Raw genomic sequence first — 15339 nt, forward strand, 5'->3', positions numbered from 1 at the left:
CGGCAGTGTCAATGGAGGCACAATGACCGGCACGATGCTGATTTTCGGAATGGGCTACACGTCAAGTCACCTCGCCGAGCGGCTTCGGAAGGATGGCTGGCAGGTTGCCGGCACGAGGCGCGCAGCCGGGCAGGGCGCGATTGCTTTCGATGACCGCGAGGCGGTCCTTGCGGCGATTGCGAAGTCCAGTCACATCCTGTCCAGCGTGCCACCCATGCAGGCCGGTGGTGATCCTGTGATCGACCTTTATGGAGATGTCATCGCCGCAAGCGAAGCGGAATGGGTAGGCTATCTTTCGTCAACCGGCGTGTATGGGGATACTAGTGGCGCCTGGGTGGATGAAAGCGGCGCCGTTGGGATTGGACGACGCATCGCGCGGGCCGATGCGGATAAGGCATGGCAGCGCCTTCGCACCGATGTTTGTGTGTTCCGACTGCCGGGGATCTACGGGCCGGGCCGATCGGCGCTGGACCGGGTGCGGGAAGGCAAGGCGCATCGCATCGACCTTCCGGAGCAGGTATTCAGCCGTGTGCATGTCGACGATATCGTCTCGGGTGTTATCGCGAGCTTCCGGCAGAGGGCCGGCGTTTATAATCTTTCGGACAATCTGCCCTGCCATCAGAACGCTGTAATCGAATATGCCGCTGCCTTGCTTGGGCTAGAATTGCCACCAATGCAGTCGATTGACGAGGCAGGTCTCTCGCCGATGGCACGCGGCTTTTACGCAGAGAACCGGCGCATATCGAATGGCAAGGCACAACGGCTTCTGGAATGGCGGCCAGCCTATGGCGACTACCGCCAGGGCCTCGAAGCGATCCTGTCAGCCGAAAAGGCCGAACATATTTAACGCGCGCGCATCGCGATGATGAGGCCTAGCGAGGCTAGCAGCGCGCCGCTTGCAGCTATTGCTGTCCATTGATAGCCTTCGAACAATGTCGAGAGCAGCATGGCAACTACCGGAATCAACACGCTGGTATAGGCAGCCTTTCCCGGACCTATCTGGCGGATCAAGCCGAAATAAAGCGGGAAGGTGACCACCGACCCGATAATGGCGAGATAAAGCACCCCGCTGAGATAGCCGGCGCGCAATTCGATCACAGGGGGGCCATGGATTGCAAAGGACCATGCGGCGTTAAACAGTGCGCCCCAAAGCATTGACCAGGCCAATACCGTCATTGTCGGAAAGCGGCTGACGGAGGGTGCGACTTGAAGCACGTTGGAAACAGACGCGCATAAAACTGCCAATAGCGTCAGCCCAGCGCCGATTAGCACTTCTTCACCGCCTACTGGTGCTGCTCGATATTCCTGAAGCATCAACAGCGCCACACCCGCTGATGCAATGGCCGAGCCAATGACGAAATTCCGGCTGAAGTCGCGGCCAAGCCACCATTTTCCGAGCAAGGCGTTCGGCACGATCAACAGCGCGAAAATGACCGCGACCAGTCCTGACGTGATATGATGCTCCGCCGCATAGACAAAGTTGAAGTTCAACGCGAACTGCATCAGGCCAAGCAGGATAGTCCATTTCAGGCCATTGGCATCGAGCCGAAGGGACTGCCTGCTAAAGGCAGCCAGGACGAACATGCCTGCTGCAGCAACACCAAAGCGGTAACAGACCGACCAGCTGGCCGGCACGGTGCCTAACTGGTCACGAATGACCAGCCAGGTCGAACCCCAGATCAGCGATACGATTAGAAAAGGGATGGCTACCCGCGCGCTCAAAAGGCCAGGCTCTGCGGCCACTGTCGGAGAATGTGCGTTTGTCATAGTGCGGCAATCGCTTCTGCCAGCGGCTGGACATCTTCTTCGCGATGGTGCCAACTCGTGACCAGCCGTGCGGCGTCCGTCCCCCAGTCATAGAAATCATATCCCTGCGCACGCAGTGCCGCTGCCTCGGCTGCACTTAGTCGGATGAAGATTTCATTGGCTTCGACAGGGTGCAACAGGCGTTCGGGGGCGCTTTGTGCGATGATCGCGGCGGCTTCATTGGCGGTGCGTGCATTTCTCAGCCATAGATTGTCGTCAAGGAAAGCAAGAAGCTGCGCGGCGAGAAAGCGGCCCTTTGACAGCAGATGCCCAGCCCGCTTGCGCCGATAGCGTGCCGCATCAGCCACGGCGGGATCGAAATAGATCAACGCTTCGGCGTTCATCCCTCCATTTTTGGCAAAGCCGAAGCTCAATGCATCGACACCGGCGCGCCAGGTAATGTCGGCCAGCGGGCAGCCCAGTGCGGCAACTGCATTGCCGAAGCGTGCGCCATCCATGTGCAGCCCAAGGTGCCTTTGCGCGCAAAGGTTTCCGAGCGCGCCGACTTCTTCCGGTCGATAAGCGAGGCCATACTCGGTTGCGTTGGTGATCGATACAGCAGCTGGCTGGACTTGATGCACATCATCGCGAATTGTTGCGAGCAATGCTTCGATCGTGGTCGGCGTGATCTTCGCGCCTTCGCCCTCGATTAACATCAGCTTTGCCCCGCCGGTGTAGAAGCCCGGCGCGCCGCATTCATCTACTTCTATATGAGCTTCGCGGTGGCAGATCACGCCCTGATGCGGCTGGACAAGTGAGGCAAGCGCGAGGCAGTTTGCCGCCGTCCCAGTAGATACCCAAAGCACAGCTACATCATGTTCGAAAAGTTCGGAGAAAGCTGCGTCCAGCCTTTGGCTTAGCTGGTCACCGTCATAGGCAGTATCGACCTGATTGGCATCGGCGATTGCTGTCATGACCTTTGGGTGCACGGGAGCGGCATTGTCGGAGAAGAAGCGCATGGCATCGCACAAGGGCAAAAGCTCTGTCCGGTCAAGACGGTTCAGTTACGAGACGACTATCCTGTCTCACACAAATGGGTGGATTATTCTTCGATTTGCTGGTTGAGAGGCCCGCAGTTGAAAGGAAATGCAATGGCCGGGCTTTGGTTTGACGAATTGTCTGTCGGACAGGTTTTTGATCATCCCATACGTCGAACTGTGACGGAAACCGACAATCTGCTGTTCAGCACGATGACCCACAATCCGGCACAATTGCACCTGGACGAAGAATATATGAAGCACAGCGATTATGGTCAGCGGATCGTAAACAGTTGCTTCACATTGGGGCTGATGGTCGGGATATCGGTGGGCGATACGACGCTTGGTACTGCTATCGCCAACCTGGGGTGGGATGAGGTGCGCTTTCCAAAACCTGTGTTCATCGGGGATACATTGAATATTCGCACCACGGTGCTTGAATTGCGGCAATCAAAGTCGCGGTCTGATGCTGGCATCGTTACCTTCCTGCATGAAGCGTTCAACCAAAAGGCCGACCTTGTGGCGTCGTGTAAGCGGTCTGGCCTGCAACGGCGAAAGCCTGAGGTATAATGATGCTCCCGATACGCTCCTTCCTGTTTATTCCGGGCGACAGTGAAAAGAAACTGTCCAAGGTTGCTGATTGCGGCGCAGATGCGGTGATTCTCGATCTCGAAGATGCAGTCGCGCCTGCGAACAAGGTCGCCGCGCGATCGCTGATCACACAATTCCTGATGGAGCGCACAGGGCGGCGGTCGCCGCAAATTTGGGTGCGCATCAATCCGCTTGATACGGGATTGACCGAGGGAGATCTGGCCGCCGTTGTAGGCGGCAGGCCGGATGGCATTATCCAGCCCAAGACGGATCGACCTGCCGACGTGGCCTTGGTGTCGGCCATGCTCGATTCACTTGAGGTCGATCTTGCGCTTCCATTCGGAGGCATACCTATCATTCCGGTTGCCACCGAAACGGCCATTGCGCCCTTTCATCTTGGCGAATATGCCACGGCGGGTCTGTCACGGCTCGCCGGCCTGACATGGGGTGCCGAAGACCTTGCAACAGCAATCGGGGCCACCGGTAATCGCGCGGCAGACGGGCAATGGCACTTCACTTTCCAGCTGGCGCGCTCGCTGACCTTGCTCGCCGCACACGCATCAGGCGTACAGGCCATCGAAACCCTGCATGCCGATTTCCGCGACGATGAGGGCTTGCGGCGCAGCTCACTCTTGGCGCGGCAGGAAGGCTTTAGCGGGCGGCTCGCGATCCATCCGGCGCAGGTTGCTATCATCAACGAATGCTTCACGCCTTCGCCAGCCGAGGTCGATCATGCCCAAGAAATCCTTGCGGCTTTTGCGGCCAATCCGGGGGCAGGAACGGTGGGGCTCGGCGGTAAGATGATCGATATCCCACATCGCAAGCAAGCAGAACGGATGGTTGCAGAGGCCAAGGCTTTCGGCTTGCTGAAATGATTATGAAACCCAAAAGCACAGGTGGATGAGTTGGTTGAAAATGTGATCATCGTAGGCGGTGGACATGGCGGCGCACAGGCTGCCATCGCCCTGAGGCAAAACGGATTTGACGGTGATGTGACCATCATCGGACGCGAGGTTGAAATTCCCTACGAGCGCCCTCCCTTGTCCAAAGAATATATGGCGGGTGAAAAGTCGTTCGAGCGCATCTGCATTCGTCCGGCAGCGTTTTGGGCAGAGAAGAATGTTGAATTGCTGCTGGGCCGCACCGTCGTCAGTGTCGATGCGCAGGCCAGAAAGGTTGTATTGGATGATGGGAGCAGCCGGACCTATGGCGCATTGATCTGGGCCACTGGGGGCGATCCCCGCCGGCTGGATTGTCCGGGTAGCGACCTCGCCGGCGTGCACGGCGTCAGAAATCGTGCAGATGCGGATGCGATCATGGCGGAACTGGCTGACGTCAACCAGGTCGCCGTTATCGGGGGCGGCTATATCGGATTGGAGGCTGCCGCAGTCCTTACCAAGTTCGGGAAGAAGGTTGTGTTGCTGGAGGCTTTGCCGCGCGTGCTGGCTCGCGTTGCCGGCCCGGAACTGTCTGCATTTTACGAGTTCGAGCATCGGGGACATGGTGTTGATTTGCGTACCGGTGTGGGCGTCACAGCCATTGAAGGCAAGGGCGGCCGTGTGTGCGGTGTACAGCTTGTCGATGGCAGCGTGGTCGAGGCGCAGATGGCCATTGTCGGCATCGGTATCATCCCTGCGGTCGAACCTTTGATCACCGCTGGCGCCGCGGGTGCAAATGGCATTGATGTCGATGAATTTTGCCGGACAAGCCTACCTGACGTTTATGCGATCGGGGACTGTGCGGCGCATGTGAACGCCTTTGCTGGCGGCGCTCGGATCCGCCTCGAATCGGTGCAGAATGCCAACGATCATGCAACTACCGCAGCGAAGGCGATTTGTGGCGATCCAAGCCCCTATCGCGCCACGCCATGGTTCTGGTCCAATCAATATGATCTAAAGCTGCAGACAGTAGGCCTGTCATCGGGGTATGACCAAAGCGTTCTGCGCGGCGATCCTGCCTCGCGCAGCTTTTCGGTGATCTATCTGAAGGAAGGGCGGGTAATTGCGCTCGACTGCGTCAATATGGTGAAGGATTATGTCCAGGGGCGTAAGCTGGTGGAGGCGTCAGCCATGATTGCCCCGGCCATGCTTAGTGATAGCGGAACCCCGTTGAAAGACATGATGGCCCAATAAGGTCATTGCAGCGCTGCCAGTGCTGGCCCTTAACCGCTCTGCCTCGGCGCGAAATATCGATTTAGGGAAATGGTGCTGCTGAGTGGGATTGAACCACCGACCTCTCCCTTACCAAGGGAGTGCTCTACCACTGAGCTACAGCAGCGCCGAGAGAGGCGGCCCTATGCGAAGCTGCGTGGCGCTTGTCAACCCGCTTGCAAGCATTTCGCTGCTTTGGCATCGCGATAAAATGACAAAGTCACAAAACAAATCGCGAGAAGATCGTTTGGCAGAGGCGCTGCGTGCAAATTTGCGTCGTCGCAAGCGCCCCGACGCCGACAACAAGCCGGCCCTGGTCGCGACCGAGCCCAGCTCTGAAGTGTCGCCAGAATGAGCGGTGCTGCGTCGGCGGCCTTTCACTGCGCAGCGCCAGTTTACATCTGTTACGCCTAATGTTGCTTCTTTTGCAGCCCTGGTCCAATCTGAACTGCAGGAGATGGGCAAAAAAAGGCCTGCCACAAGGACAGGCCTTCAAAGGTCAAGAACTCTGGTCTTTCGACGTCGAGCCCTTCGGGTCGCAAGAACTGTATGCACCATTTATGTTACAATTTCTTGCAAGAAATCGTCATTGTCGCAAGTTACATTTGACATTTATGGCCAATGTTACGCCTCGTTGCACCATAAAAGGACGTGATAGGGATTGCGCATTAATCGACATCGCTGTCATACCGAATCAGTGTCTTATTCCCTTTTCCGCCCTCTTTTGTTCGCCTTTGACGCAGAGACTGCGCACGGCCTGTCGATCGCACTGTTGCGGCGAATGCCCTTCGGTCAGCAAAAATTCCATTGTCCAGAATTGGCGACGCAGCTTGCCGGGCTGACTTTCACCTCTCCGGTGGGACTAGCGCCTGGATATGATAAAAATGCCGAAGTCTTTTCGAAAGCGGGACGGCTGGGCTTTGGTTTTGCCGAGGTGGGCACAATTACTCCGCGACCACAGGAGGGTAATCCGCGTCCGCGCCTCTTCCGTCTCGTAGAAGACGCTGCCGTTATCAATCGAATGGGCTTCAACAATGCGGGAATGGAAGTTGCTGCAGGCAGGATCGCGGCAGTGCCACGGGTCCAGCGGACCGGGCCGTTGGGAATCAACATCGGCGCAAATAAGGACAGCGAGGATCGGATAGCGGATTATGTGGAGGCAATGGCGCGGTTAGCGCCCTTGGCCGATTATGTAACGGTGAACATTAGTTCGCCCAACACGCCCGGCCTGCGCGCACTGCAGGATAAGGCTGCGCTTGACGATTTGCTGTTACGCGTCCGCGCGGCTGGCGAGGGCGGACCGCCGCTTTTCCTGAAAGTGGCACCCGATCTTGAGCCAGCAGATATTGACGATATTGCATCAGTCGCGATGGATCGAGAGATCGACGCTTTGATCGTTAGTAACACGACCATTTCCCGCCCAGCCTTAAAATCGAACCATGCCGGCGAGGCAGGCGGGCTTTCGGGTGCGCCTTTAAAGGTGCTCGCCCAGCAACGCCTTGCAGATTTCCGAAAGGCCACCGGTGCAAAATTGCCGCTAATCGGGGTAGGCGGCATTGCGAATGCGGAGGATGCCTATGCGCGCATCCGGGCCGGCGCGTCGTTGGTTCAACTTTACAGTGCGCTTGTCTTTGAAGGACCGTTTCTGGCGCAGCGAATCAACGCAGGGCTTGTCGATCTGCTTCGCCGCGACGGGCTTTCGCATATGAGCGAGGCTGTTGGCATCGACGTTGATTGAGGTCTTGCGCGACCGGCATTGGCCGTTACCTAGGACAACATGAAAAAAGCCAGCCTTATCGCGTTATTTTTTGCCGTTCTGATGACTGTACCAACGACTGCCCGGTCGGAAGCGGTCGCGACATCGGCCGATCCCCGGGCAACTGCAGCGGGTGCCGAAATATTGGCGAAGGGCGGCTCTGCCGCTGATGCGGCGATGGCGATGATGCTGGCATTGACCGTTGTTGAACCACAGTCGAGCGGGATTGGGGGTGGCGGTTTTCTTGTGCATTTCGACGCCAAAGATGGCGAATTGAGCACGATCAATGGTCGGGAAACCGCTCCGGCAACTGCACGTCCTGACCGCTTCATGGGGCTCGATGGCAAGCCGATGCCCTTTGTGCAGGCTTGGCAGGGCGGACATTCGGCCGGCGTTCCCGGCAATATCCGGCTGTTGGCGGACGCGCATCGCAACTGGGGCAGGCTGAAATGGGCGGAATTGTTCAAGCCGGCGATCCGGCTCGCCGAAAAAGGGTTCGTCGTGAACAAGACGCTGGAATCGAGACTTGAGGGTGTCGCGCGTTTCTGGCCGAATTTTGACGCAGCGCGTTCGATCTATTGGATTGATGGAAAACCGGCAAAGGCAGGCGATGTCATCCGTAACCCGGCGCTCGCCACGACGTTAAAGACAATCGCGCGCAAAGGGCCCGATGCCTTTTACACGGGAGCTATTGCGAACCAGATTGTCGACGCTGTTGCCACCAGCAAGGTCAGCCCCGGTGACATGACGCTTGCGGATCTGGCGGCTTACAAGGCTGTTGAGCAAAATGCGGTTTGTGCGCCCTACCGGGTTTATGTCGTCTGCGGAATGGCCCCGCCATCGTCAGGCGCGACCACGGTGCTCCAGATCCTGGGCACGATCGAGCAGTTTGATCTCAAGGCGCTGGGCAAGGATGATGCCAAAAGCTGGCACTTGATCGGTCAGGCCATGCAGCTCGCTTATGCGGACCGTGAAGCTTATCTTGCGGATCCCGCCTTTGTTGACGTGCCGGTGGAGGGCCTTCTTGACCGTAGCTACATTGCCGAGCGATCCGCGATGATTGATCCCTTGAAAGCACGTGCAGATTATCCGGCGGGAAATCCGCCGGGGGCAAAACCTCGCACTGCGGCAATTTCCGGCGAACGTTATGGTACGACCCATTTCGCAGCCGTCGATGCCAATGGCAACATTGCAAACATGACGTCGACAATTGAATCGGTGTTCGGCAATCAGGTGGTCGCAGGTGGTTTCTTCCTCAACAATGAACTGACGGATTTCACTTTTGCGCCGGAAAAGGATGGCGCGCCAGTTGCCAACCGCGTCGAGCCCGGAAAGCGCCCGCTTTCGTCAATGGCCCCGACCGTCGTCTTTGACCGGGATGGAAAGGCCATATTGGCGCTCGGCTCTGCAGGGGGCAAACGCATCATCATGCATGTCACCAAGACTCTAATTGGTGTGCTTGATTTCGGACTGCCGCTGAAAGAGGCGATCGGGCTTCCCAACATCTTTTTTGGCAGTGGTGCTTTGCTGGTCGAGGAAAACACCCCGCTGGCGCAAAAAATCGATGCGCTGGCAGCATTTGGCCAGCCGGTAAAGCCAGGTGACTTGGGCTCCAAAGTAAATGCCGTGCAACTGGTCGACGGCAAATGGATTGGCGCAGCCGACCCCCGCAGTGAAGGCACGGCGATGGCGGTTGATGGCAAGCGCAGGTTGCGTCTAATCGATGGCGGTGCAATCGAAGGAAGCGCGCCTTCTGCAAGCGTCCATTGACCTGCCGCTTGCGCATACCCATCTGACGCGATAGCAAAATTCAGAATCAGAAGTCCGGGTCACCGGACCTCCTCGGGAGAGCCAAGTGTCAGATAATTTCAATGATTTCGAATCGATCCCCAATCTGGTGAGCATGTTCCTGTCGCGCGCGGCGTTGCGCGGCGACCGGCCCTTCCTTGGTTATAAGGACGGCAGCGAATGGTGCACGATAAGCTGGGCCGAAACCGTGCGCCGCGTGGCGGGGCTTGCTAAAAACCTGAAAGCGATGGGCCTGAAAAAGGGCGATCGCGTGATGCTGGTTTCTGAAAACCGGCCCGAATGGTGCATAGCCGATCTGGGCATCATGGCCGCCGGCTGCGTTACCGTGCCAACCTACATCACCAACACTGAACGCGACCATCAGCATATCCTCGACAACAGCCAATCTCGCGCGGTGATCGTATCGACGGCCAAGCTTGGTCAGATGCTTATGCCGGCGGTGATCCGTTCGTCCGAATGCGAATTTGTTATCGGAATGGAACCGCTGAAGGTCAGCCAAGCAGGCGACCAGAAATATCGCGATTGGGCAGATATGGTGCAAGGCAGCGATGCCGATGTTGCCGAGTTGACCGAGGAAATGGCCAAGGTCGGCCGCGACGAGCTTGCCTGCATCATCTACACTAGCGGCACAGGCGGTGCGCCGCGCGGCGTGATGCTGCATCATGGGTCGATCATCTGCAATGTCGACGGCGCAGCACAGGTGTTGCGCGAGGATTTTGGCCTCGACAATGAACGCTTCCTCTCTTTCCTGCCTCTGTCGCACGCTTATGAACATTCTGGGGGACAATTCCTGCCGATCGGTGTCGGTGCAGAAATCTATTATGCCGAGGGTCTCGAAAAACTGGCGAGCAATATTGAGGAGACCCAGCCTTCGATCATGGTTGTCGTACCGCGCCTGTTTGAGGTGCTACGCCAGCGGATGATCAAAACTGTCGAGAAGCAGGGCAAGTTCCCGAGCTATCTTCTCGACAAGGCGCTGACCATTGGTGAGCGTGATTATGAAGGCAAGGGCAGGCTGGTGGATGCACCGATGAAGCTCTTGCTGTCCCGCACATTGAAGCCGAAGATTCGCGCCAAGTTCGGTGGACGGATGAAGGCGATGGTTTCGGGTGGGGCGCCGCTGAATCCCGATATCGGCATCTTCTTCCAGTCGCTCGGGATCACGCTGCTTCAAGGCTATGGCCAGACCGAAAGCGGCCCGGTTGTGAGCTGCAACAGGCCGCGCGTCGGGATCAAGATGGATACAGTGGGCCCGCCGCTGAAGGGCGTTGAGGTCAAGATTGCCGAGGATGGCGAAATCCTTGTGCGCGGGGAACTTGTCATGCTCGGCTATTGGAACAATGAAGCCGAAACGGACCGTGTCATCAAGGATGGCTGGCTTCATACCGGCGACATCGGCCATCTTGACGAAAAAGGTCGGATAAAGATCACCGACCGCAAGAAGGACATTATTGTCAATGACAAGGGCGACAATGTAGCGCCGCAACGGGTCGAAGGCATGCTCACATTGCAGCCCGAGATTTTGCAGGCCATGGTGTCCGGTGACAAGCGGCCCTATATTGTCGGCCTGATCGTTCCCGATCCCGAATGGGCGTTGGAATGGGCCCGCGAACAGAACGTGAAGTACGACTTTGCCGCGCTGCAAGACAATCCGCAATTCCGGGCGGCTGTTCGTGCCGCTGTTGACCGGGTCAACAAGGATTTGTCGGTTGTCGAAAAGGTTCGCCAATTCGAATTTGCCGATGAACCTTTTACCATCGAAAATGGCGAGATGACCCCCAGTATGAAGATCCGCCGCCACATGATCCGTGACCGGTACACGGATCGGATCGGTGGCATGTACAAGGGCTAGTTGTGGCATCGCCCCGGTTTGCGCCGGGGCGTCGGCTATAGTTCGGGCAGTGCCCAGTCGATGGGCGGCAATCCCTTATTTTCAAGAAATGCATTACATTGCGAGAAATGTCGACACCCCAGAAAGCCGTTATGTGCCGAGAGTGGTGAGGGATGCGCGGCCTTCAATATAAGATGCCTTGCGCTATCCACAAAATCGGCTTTTTTCTGAGCATAATTGCCCCAAAGCATGAAAACCACGGGGTCGGTCTTGGCGTTGACGAGACGGATCACTGCGTCGGTGAATTTTTCCCACCCCTTGCTGCGATGTGACGCGGCCTTGGTCATTTCGACAGTGAGCACGCTGTTCAACAGAAGCACGCCTTGTGTTGCCCAATGTTCAAGGAAGCCGTGGTGCGGGCGCGATATGCCCAAATCGGTTTGCAGTTCCTTGTAAATGTTGACGAGGCTGGGCGGCGGCCGCACTCCGGGTTGCACGCTGAAGCAAAGTCCATGTGCTTGTCCTGGACCATGATAGGGATCCTGCCCAAGGATCACGACCCGGACTTTTTCGAGCGGCGTCAGTTCAAGCGCACGAAACCATTCTTCACTGTTGGGGAAGATCTGTTTCCCCGCCGCTTTTTCGCCCAGAAGGAATGCCTCTAACCGGGCCATGTAATCGGCCTCGAATTCGGGCAGCAATGGCGCCTTCCAGCTTTCGTGAAGAGCGATCGTTGCGTTCATCCAGCCGAAGTTTCAGCCTGTGCCAGCAAAGCACTCCAGGCTTCGGTCTCCTTCTTGCTGGCCGGGCCAAGCAGTTCCATTGCGTGGCGCAGGCGCTCGCGCAAAATGTCGCGGCCAAGATGGGTGATCGCATCGAACAGCGGCACACCTTGTGGGGTGCCCAAAACTGCAAGATAGAAAGCGCGGATCATGTCTTTCAGTTTGATTTCGAGCGCCACCGCAGTTTTGCGCAGCGCGGCATCGACGCCATCTTTGTTCCATTCGATCATTGTATCGAACTGTTGCAGCGCAAGCGTATAAGCTGCGCGCTGCTGGTCTGTTTCGATCTTGACGCCATCGCGAAGTTTTTCGGCGGAAAGGCTGTCGATACGGTTCATGAAAAAGGGTGCGACCAATGCGCCCAGATCGCCCATTTTGACGATCCGGCTTTGCGCCATTTCCGCGATCGGCAGCAGATATTCGTCGTTCAATGCCCATTTGCGAACTTCGCCAAGAAACTGTTCGGTTGAAAGTTCCTCGCGCATGTAACGGCCATTCAGCCAGTCGAGTTTCGAGGTGTCGAACACAGGGCCACCCAGAGAGATATGAGCTACGTCAAAGCCTTCGATCAGCTCCTGCATGCTGGTCTTCTCATCCTCCTCACTGGAAGATTTAATGAATAATCCCAAGAAGTTAAGCATAGCCGCAGGCAGATATCCCGCCCGCTGGTAATAGAGAATGCTCGTCGGGTTCTTGCGCTTCGATAATTTCGACTTGTCGGCATTGCGCAAGAGCGGCAAGTGCGTCAGCACCGGCGGTTCCCAACCGAAATATTGGTAGAGCAACAGATGCTTTGGCGCGGACGAAATCCATTCCTCGCCGCGCATGACATGGGTGATGCCCATCAGATGATCGTCGACGACATTGGCGAGGTGATAGGTCGGAAGGCCATCCGATTTCATCAACACCTGCATGTCGACAACCGAATATTCAAACTCGATCGGCCCGCGCAGCGTATCCTGCACCACGCAAACGCCTTCGCTAGGCACGATCATGCGGACCACATGGCTCATGCCCTTGGCGTCGCGCTCGGCGCATTCGGCCTGGGTTAGCTTTGCGCAGCGGCCGTCATATTTCGGCGGCTGCTTTGCGGCCATTTGCTGCGCGCGCATGCTCGCCAGTTCTTCGGATGTGCAATAGCATTTGAAGGCATGGCCATCGTTGAGCAGTCGGTTGCAATGTTCGGTATAGATCGCGCTGCGTTCCGACTGGCGGTAGGGGCCGTGCGGGCCGCCAACATCGGGGCCTTCATCCCAACTGAGGCCAAGCCAGCGCAATGAATCGAGGATCTTCTCTTCGGATTCGCGGGTCGAGCGCACCTGATCGGTATCCTCGATACGCAGCAGAAATTGCCCGCCATGCTTTTTGGCAAAGCAATAGTTGATCAGGGCAATATAGGCCGTTCCGACATGCGGATCGCCAGTCGGTGAGGGGGCAACACGGGTGCGAACGGGTCTTGAGATTTCAGTCATGCCGCGCGCCCTATCAAGCTAAGCCAATCGTGCCAAGCTATCCTGCTCCTTAAGGCAGGTCCGCGATGCAACGATCTTGTCATCTGCGCGTGGCATGGCCATCTGGTTCGCATCAATTCCGGGAGGTTATGATGGAAGTCAGCCGTCGTCAGTTCAATTTCGGTCTGGGCAGTCTTGCCTTTGCAGGCATTGCCGAGCGCGCCTGTGCGCAAATACCGCCACCGGCGGTGAATGAGGTCCATGGCTATGGCCCGTTGCTGCGCGATCCGAACAATCTGATCGATCTGCCAAAGGGCTTTTCCTATCGGGTCATCTCACGCTTCGGCAATTTGATGGACGACGGCTTTGTTGTGCCGAGCGCGGGGGACGGCATGGGTGCCTTTGCCATGGGGCGCGGCAAGGTCGCGCTGGTGCGCAACCATGAACTTAATTTCCGCGATAGCCGTTTCGGCCCCTTTACCGGCGATGCCCCTGCCCAGATCAAGACATATGATCGCTTGGCCGGCGGCGGCAAAGCCCCTTTGCCCGGTGGTACCACCACCTTGATTTATGATCTGAAATCCGGCCGGGTGGAAAGCCAGTATCTGAGCCTTGTGGGTACTATTCGCAACTGCGCCGGCGGCGTTACGCCTTGGGGAAGCTGGCTTTCCTGCGAGGAGAATGTGACCCGCGCCGGTGATAATGTCGGCATGGATCATGGCTATATTTTTGAAGTGCCCGCAAGCCATAAGGGGTTGGTCGATCCAGTCCCGCTAAAGGCCATGGGGCGGTTCAACCATGAAGCCGCCTGCGTCGATCCGCGCACTGGCATCGTCTATCTGACCGAAGACCGCGACGACGGCCTGCTCTATCGCTTCCTGCCCGATGCCAAGGGAGAACTTGCCAAGGGCGGCCGCCTTGAAGCTTTGGCAATCAATGGCGTTGCCGATAGCCGTAACTGGGATGGTGTTGCAGTCGAACGCGGCAAGCCATTGTCGCTGCGCTGGATCCCGCTCGACAATCCCGAAGCCCCTGAAGATGATTTGCGGCAGCGCGGTGCTGCCAAGGGCGCGACCCTTTTTGCCCGCGGCGAAGGGATATGGTGGGGCAAGGATGAACTCTATTTCACCTGTACCGATGGCGGCGCGATCAAGCATGGCCAGATCTATCGCCTGCGTCCCGGCGCGGGCGTGGCGGCTGACAGCATCGACCTTTTCTATGAATCGAAAAATGCCGCCGCCTATAGTTATGGCGACAATCTGTGCGTGATGCCGACGGGCCATTTGATGGTCTGCGAAGACCAATATACGGACATAACCGACAATCACCTGCGCGGCATTACCCCTGCCGGCAAGGCCTATCAGTTCGCAAAGAGCCGGGTGCAGACCGAATTTGCCGGCGCCTGCTTCTCGCCCGATGGCTCGACTTTATTCGTTAACCTGATGTGGCCAACGATGACGCTGGCCATCACTGGGCCATGGGGGCAGGTGCGGGCTGGCTGAGTTCAGCCAAGAGCCATTTCTCTCCTCTTGCCCTGCCATATATCGGTTCTAAATTCGGGCTATGTGCAACCATTATGCGAACCGGCCCGGTTTCCAGTCCGAGGTGTCTACATGGCGCGAATTCATCGGCTGGAGCCTTAAGGCGCCGATGCCCGCCGATGCAGCCGAGGTTCAGGAAGATGTCTGGCCGCGGCGCAAGGCTTGGGTTGTGCGGCAGGCAGATGAGGGTGCCTTTGTCGATGTGATGGCCTGGGGCCTGCCACTTTCGCTGCCGGGTAAAAAGCCGGGAACGCAGGTGACGAAATATGTCACTAATGTGCGCAATCTTGCTAGCCCGTTTTGGCGTTCGATGCTGGCCCGGCCCGAACAGCGATGTCTTGTTCCCTTCACCCGTTTTGCCGAGCCGAAAATCGGTGCTGGCCGGGAGGAACATTGGTTCAGCTTGCGCGATCGCAGTTTGGGCGCCTTTGCCGGTATTTGGCGCATCGAAGCCGGTGCGAAAGTTTTCGCATTTCTGACGTGCGATCCCAATCCGCTGGTCGCGCCGCTGCACCCAAAGGCGATGCCGGTGATCCTTCAAGAGGCAGATTATGCCACATGGCTCCAAGGCGGCGGGGCTGAGGCAGCGGCGCTCGCCATGCCTTTCCCGTCGCAGTTGATGACCATAAGCGGCGCGTAGGCAGC

At 57.5% G+C, this 15339-nt stretch carries 14 protein-coding genes and 1 tRNA gene; 10 read left to right on the plus strand and 5 right to left on the minus strand.

Translation table 11 applies throughout. The annotated features are described in order from the left end of the window. Nucleotides 1–22 precede the first annotated feature (22 nt). The gene (locus tag RSE16_06300; GenBank protein WRH77072.1) at nt 23–847 is read left to right on the plus strand and encodes an SDR family NAD(P)-dependent oxidoreductase; all 825 of its coding nucleotides are present in this window, start codon (nt 23–25) and stop codon (nt 845–847) included. Here RSE16_06300 and RSE16_06305 read toward each other — a convergent pair. Further along, entirely contained in the window at nt 844–1767 is a 924-nt protein-coding gene (locus tag RSE16_06305) for a DMT family transporter (protein ID WRH77073.1), read from the minus strand. The two genes, RSE16_06300 and RSE16_06305, sit on opposite strands and share 4 nt — an antisense overlap. Beyond that, complete coding sequence (locus RSE16_06310) at nt 1764–2765, minus strand: beta-eliminating lyase-related protein (protein ID WRH77074.1); 1002 nt, start codon at nt 2763–2765, stop codon at nt 1764–1766. Before RSE16_06310 ends, RSE16_06305 begins: the two co-directional genes overlap by 4 nt. A gap of 132 nt (nt 2766–2897) precedes the next feature. Here RSE16_06310 and RSE16_06315 point away from each other — a divergent pair, with 132 nt between their 5' ends. Genes RSE16_06315 through RSE16_06325 form a run of 3 tightly spaced genes read left to right on the plus strand, consistent with a single transcriptional unit; the run spans nt 2898 to nt 5506 of the window. Further along, nucleotides 2898–3353 (plus strand): MaoC family dehydratase, encoded by a 456-nt coding sequence (locus RSE16_06315; protein WRH77075.1) that lies wholly within the window; start codon nt 2898–2900, stop codon nt 3351–3353. Next, nucleotides 3353–4249 (plus strand): CoA ester lyase, encoded by an 897-nt coding sequence (locus RSE16_06320; protein ID WRH77076.1) that lies wholly within the window; start codon nt 3353–3355, stop codon nt 4247–4249. The genes RSE16_06315 and RSE16_06320 overlap by 1 nt, the downstream gene beginning before the upstream one ends. Nucleotides 4250–4279: 30 nt before the next feature. Further along, nucleotides 4280–5506 (plus strand): FAD-dependent oxidoreductase, encoded by a 1227-nt coding sequence (locus RSE16_06325; GenBank protein ID WRH77311.1) that lies wholly within the window; start codon nt 4280–4282, stop codon nt 5504–5506. 70 nt (nt 5507–5576) lie between these two features. Here RSE16_06325 and RSE16_06330 read toward each other — a convergent pair. Further along, nucleotides 5577–5651 (minus strand) — tRNA-Thr (locus RSE16_06330). Between the two features lie 30 nt (nt 5652–5681). Here RSE16_06330 and RSE16_06335 point away from each other — a divergent pair. From RSE16_06335 to RSE16_06350, 4 genes are all read left to right on the plus strand, one after another. Continuing rightward, on the plus strand, nt 5682–5879 hold the full coding sequence (locus RSE16_06335) for a hypothetical protein (GenBank protein ID WRH77077.1): 198 nt from the start codon (nt 5682–5684) through the stop codon (nt 5877–5879). A gap of 342 nt (nt 5880–6221) precedes the next feature. Further along, nucleotides 6222–7262 carry a quinone-dependent dihydroorotate dehydrogenase gene (locus RSE16_06340; GenBank protein WRH77078.1) on the plus strand — a complete coding sequence of 347 codons (1041 nt, stop codon included), beginning with the start codon at nt 6222–6224 and terminating at the stop codon, nt 7260–7262. A 39-nt stretch (nt 7263–7301) separates the two neighbouring features. After that, entirely contained in the window at nt 7302–9050 is a 1749-nt protein-coding gene (gene ggt, locus RSE16_06345; GenBank protein ID WRH77079.1) for a gamma-glutamyltransferase, read from the plus strand. Nucleotides 9051–9183: 133 nt separating this feature from the next. Then, nucleotides 9184–10941 carry an AMP-dependent synthetase/ligase gene (locus RSE16_06350; GenBank protein WRH77312.1) on the plus strand — a complete coding sequence of 586 codons (1758 nt, stop codon included), beginning with the start codon at nt 9184–9186 and terminating at the stop codon, nt 10939–10941. 35 nt (nt 10942–10976) lie between these two features. Here RSE16_06350 and ung read toward each other — a convergent pair whose 3' ends face one another. Then, nucleotides 10977–11663, minus strand: coding sequence for a uracil-DNA glycosylase (gene ung / locus RSE16_06355; protein WRH77080.1), 687 nt, complete (start codon nt 11661–11663; stop codon nt 10977–10979). Next, nucleotides 11660–13174, minus strand: coding sequence for a glutamate--tRNA ligase (gltX, locus tag RSE16_06360; protein ID WRH77081.1), 1515 nt, complete (start codon nt 13172–13174; stop codon nt 11660–11662). Before gltX ends, ung begins: the two co-directional genes overlap by 4 nt. A 128-nt stretch (nt 13175–13302) precedes the next feature. Between gltX and RSE16_06365 the strand changes: the two genes are divergently transcribed. Then, complete coding sequence (locus RSE16_06365) at nt 13303–14655, plus strand: DUF839 domain-containing protein (GenBank protein WRH77082.1); 1353 nt, start codon at nt 13303–13305, stop codon at nt 14653–14655. A gap of 61 nt (nt 14656–14716) precedes the next feature. After that, nucleotides 14717–15334, plus strand: coding sequence for an SOS response-associated peptidase family protein (locus tag RSE16_06370; protein WRH77083.1), 618 nt, complete (start codon nt 14717–14719; stop codon nt 15332–15334). Nucleotides 15335–15339 lie beyond the last annotated feature (5 nt).

The sequence above is a fragment of the Sphingobium sp. genome (assembly GCA_035196065.1).
GTDB lineage: Bacteria > Pseudomonadota > Alphaproteobacteria > Sphingomonadales > Sphingomonadaceae > Sphingorhabdus_B > Sphingorhabdus_B rara.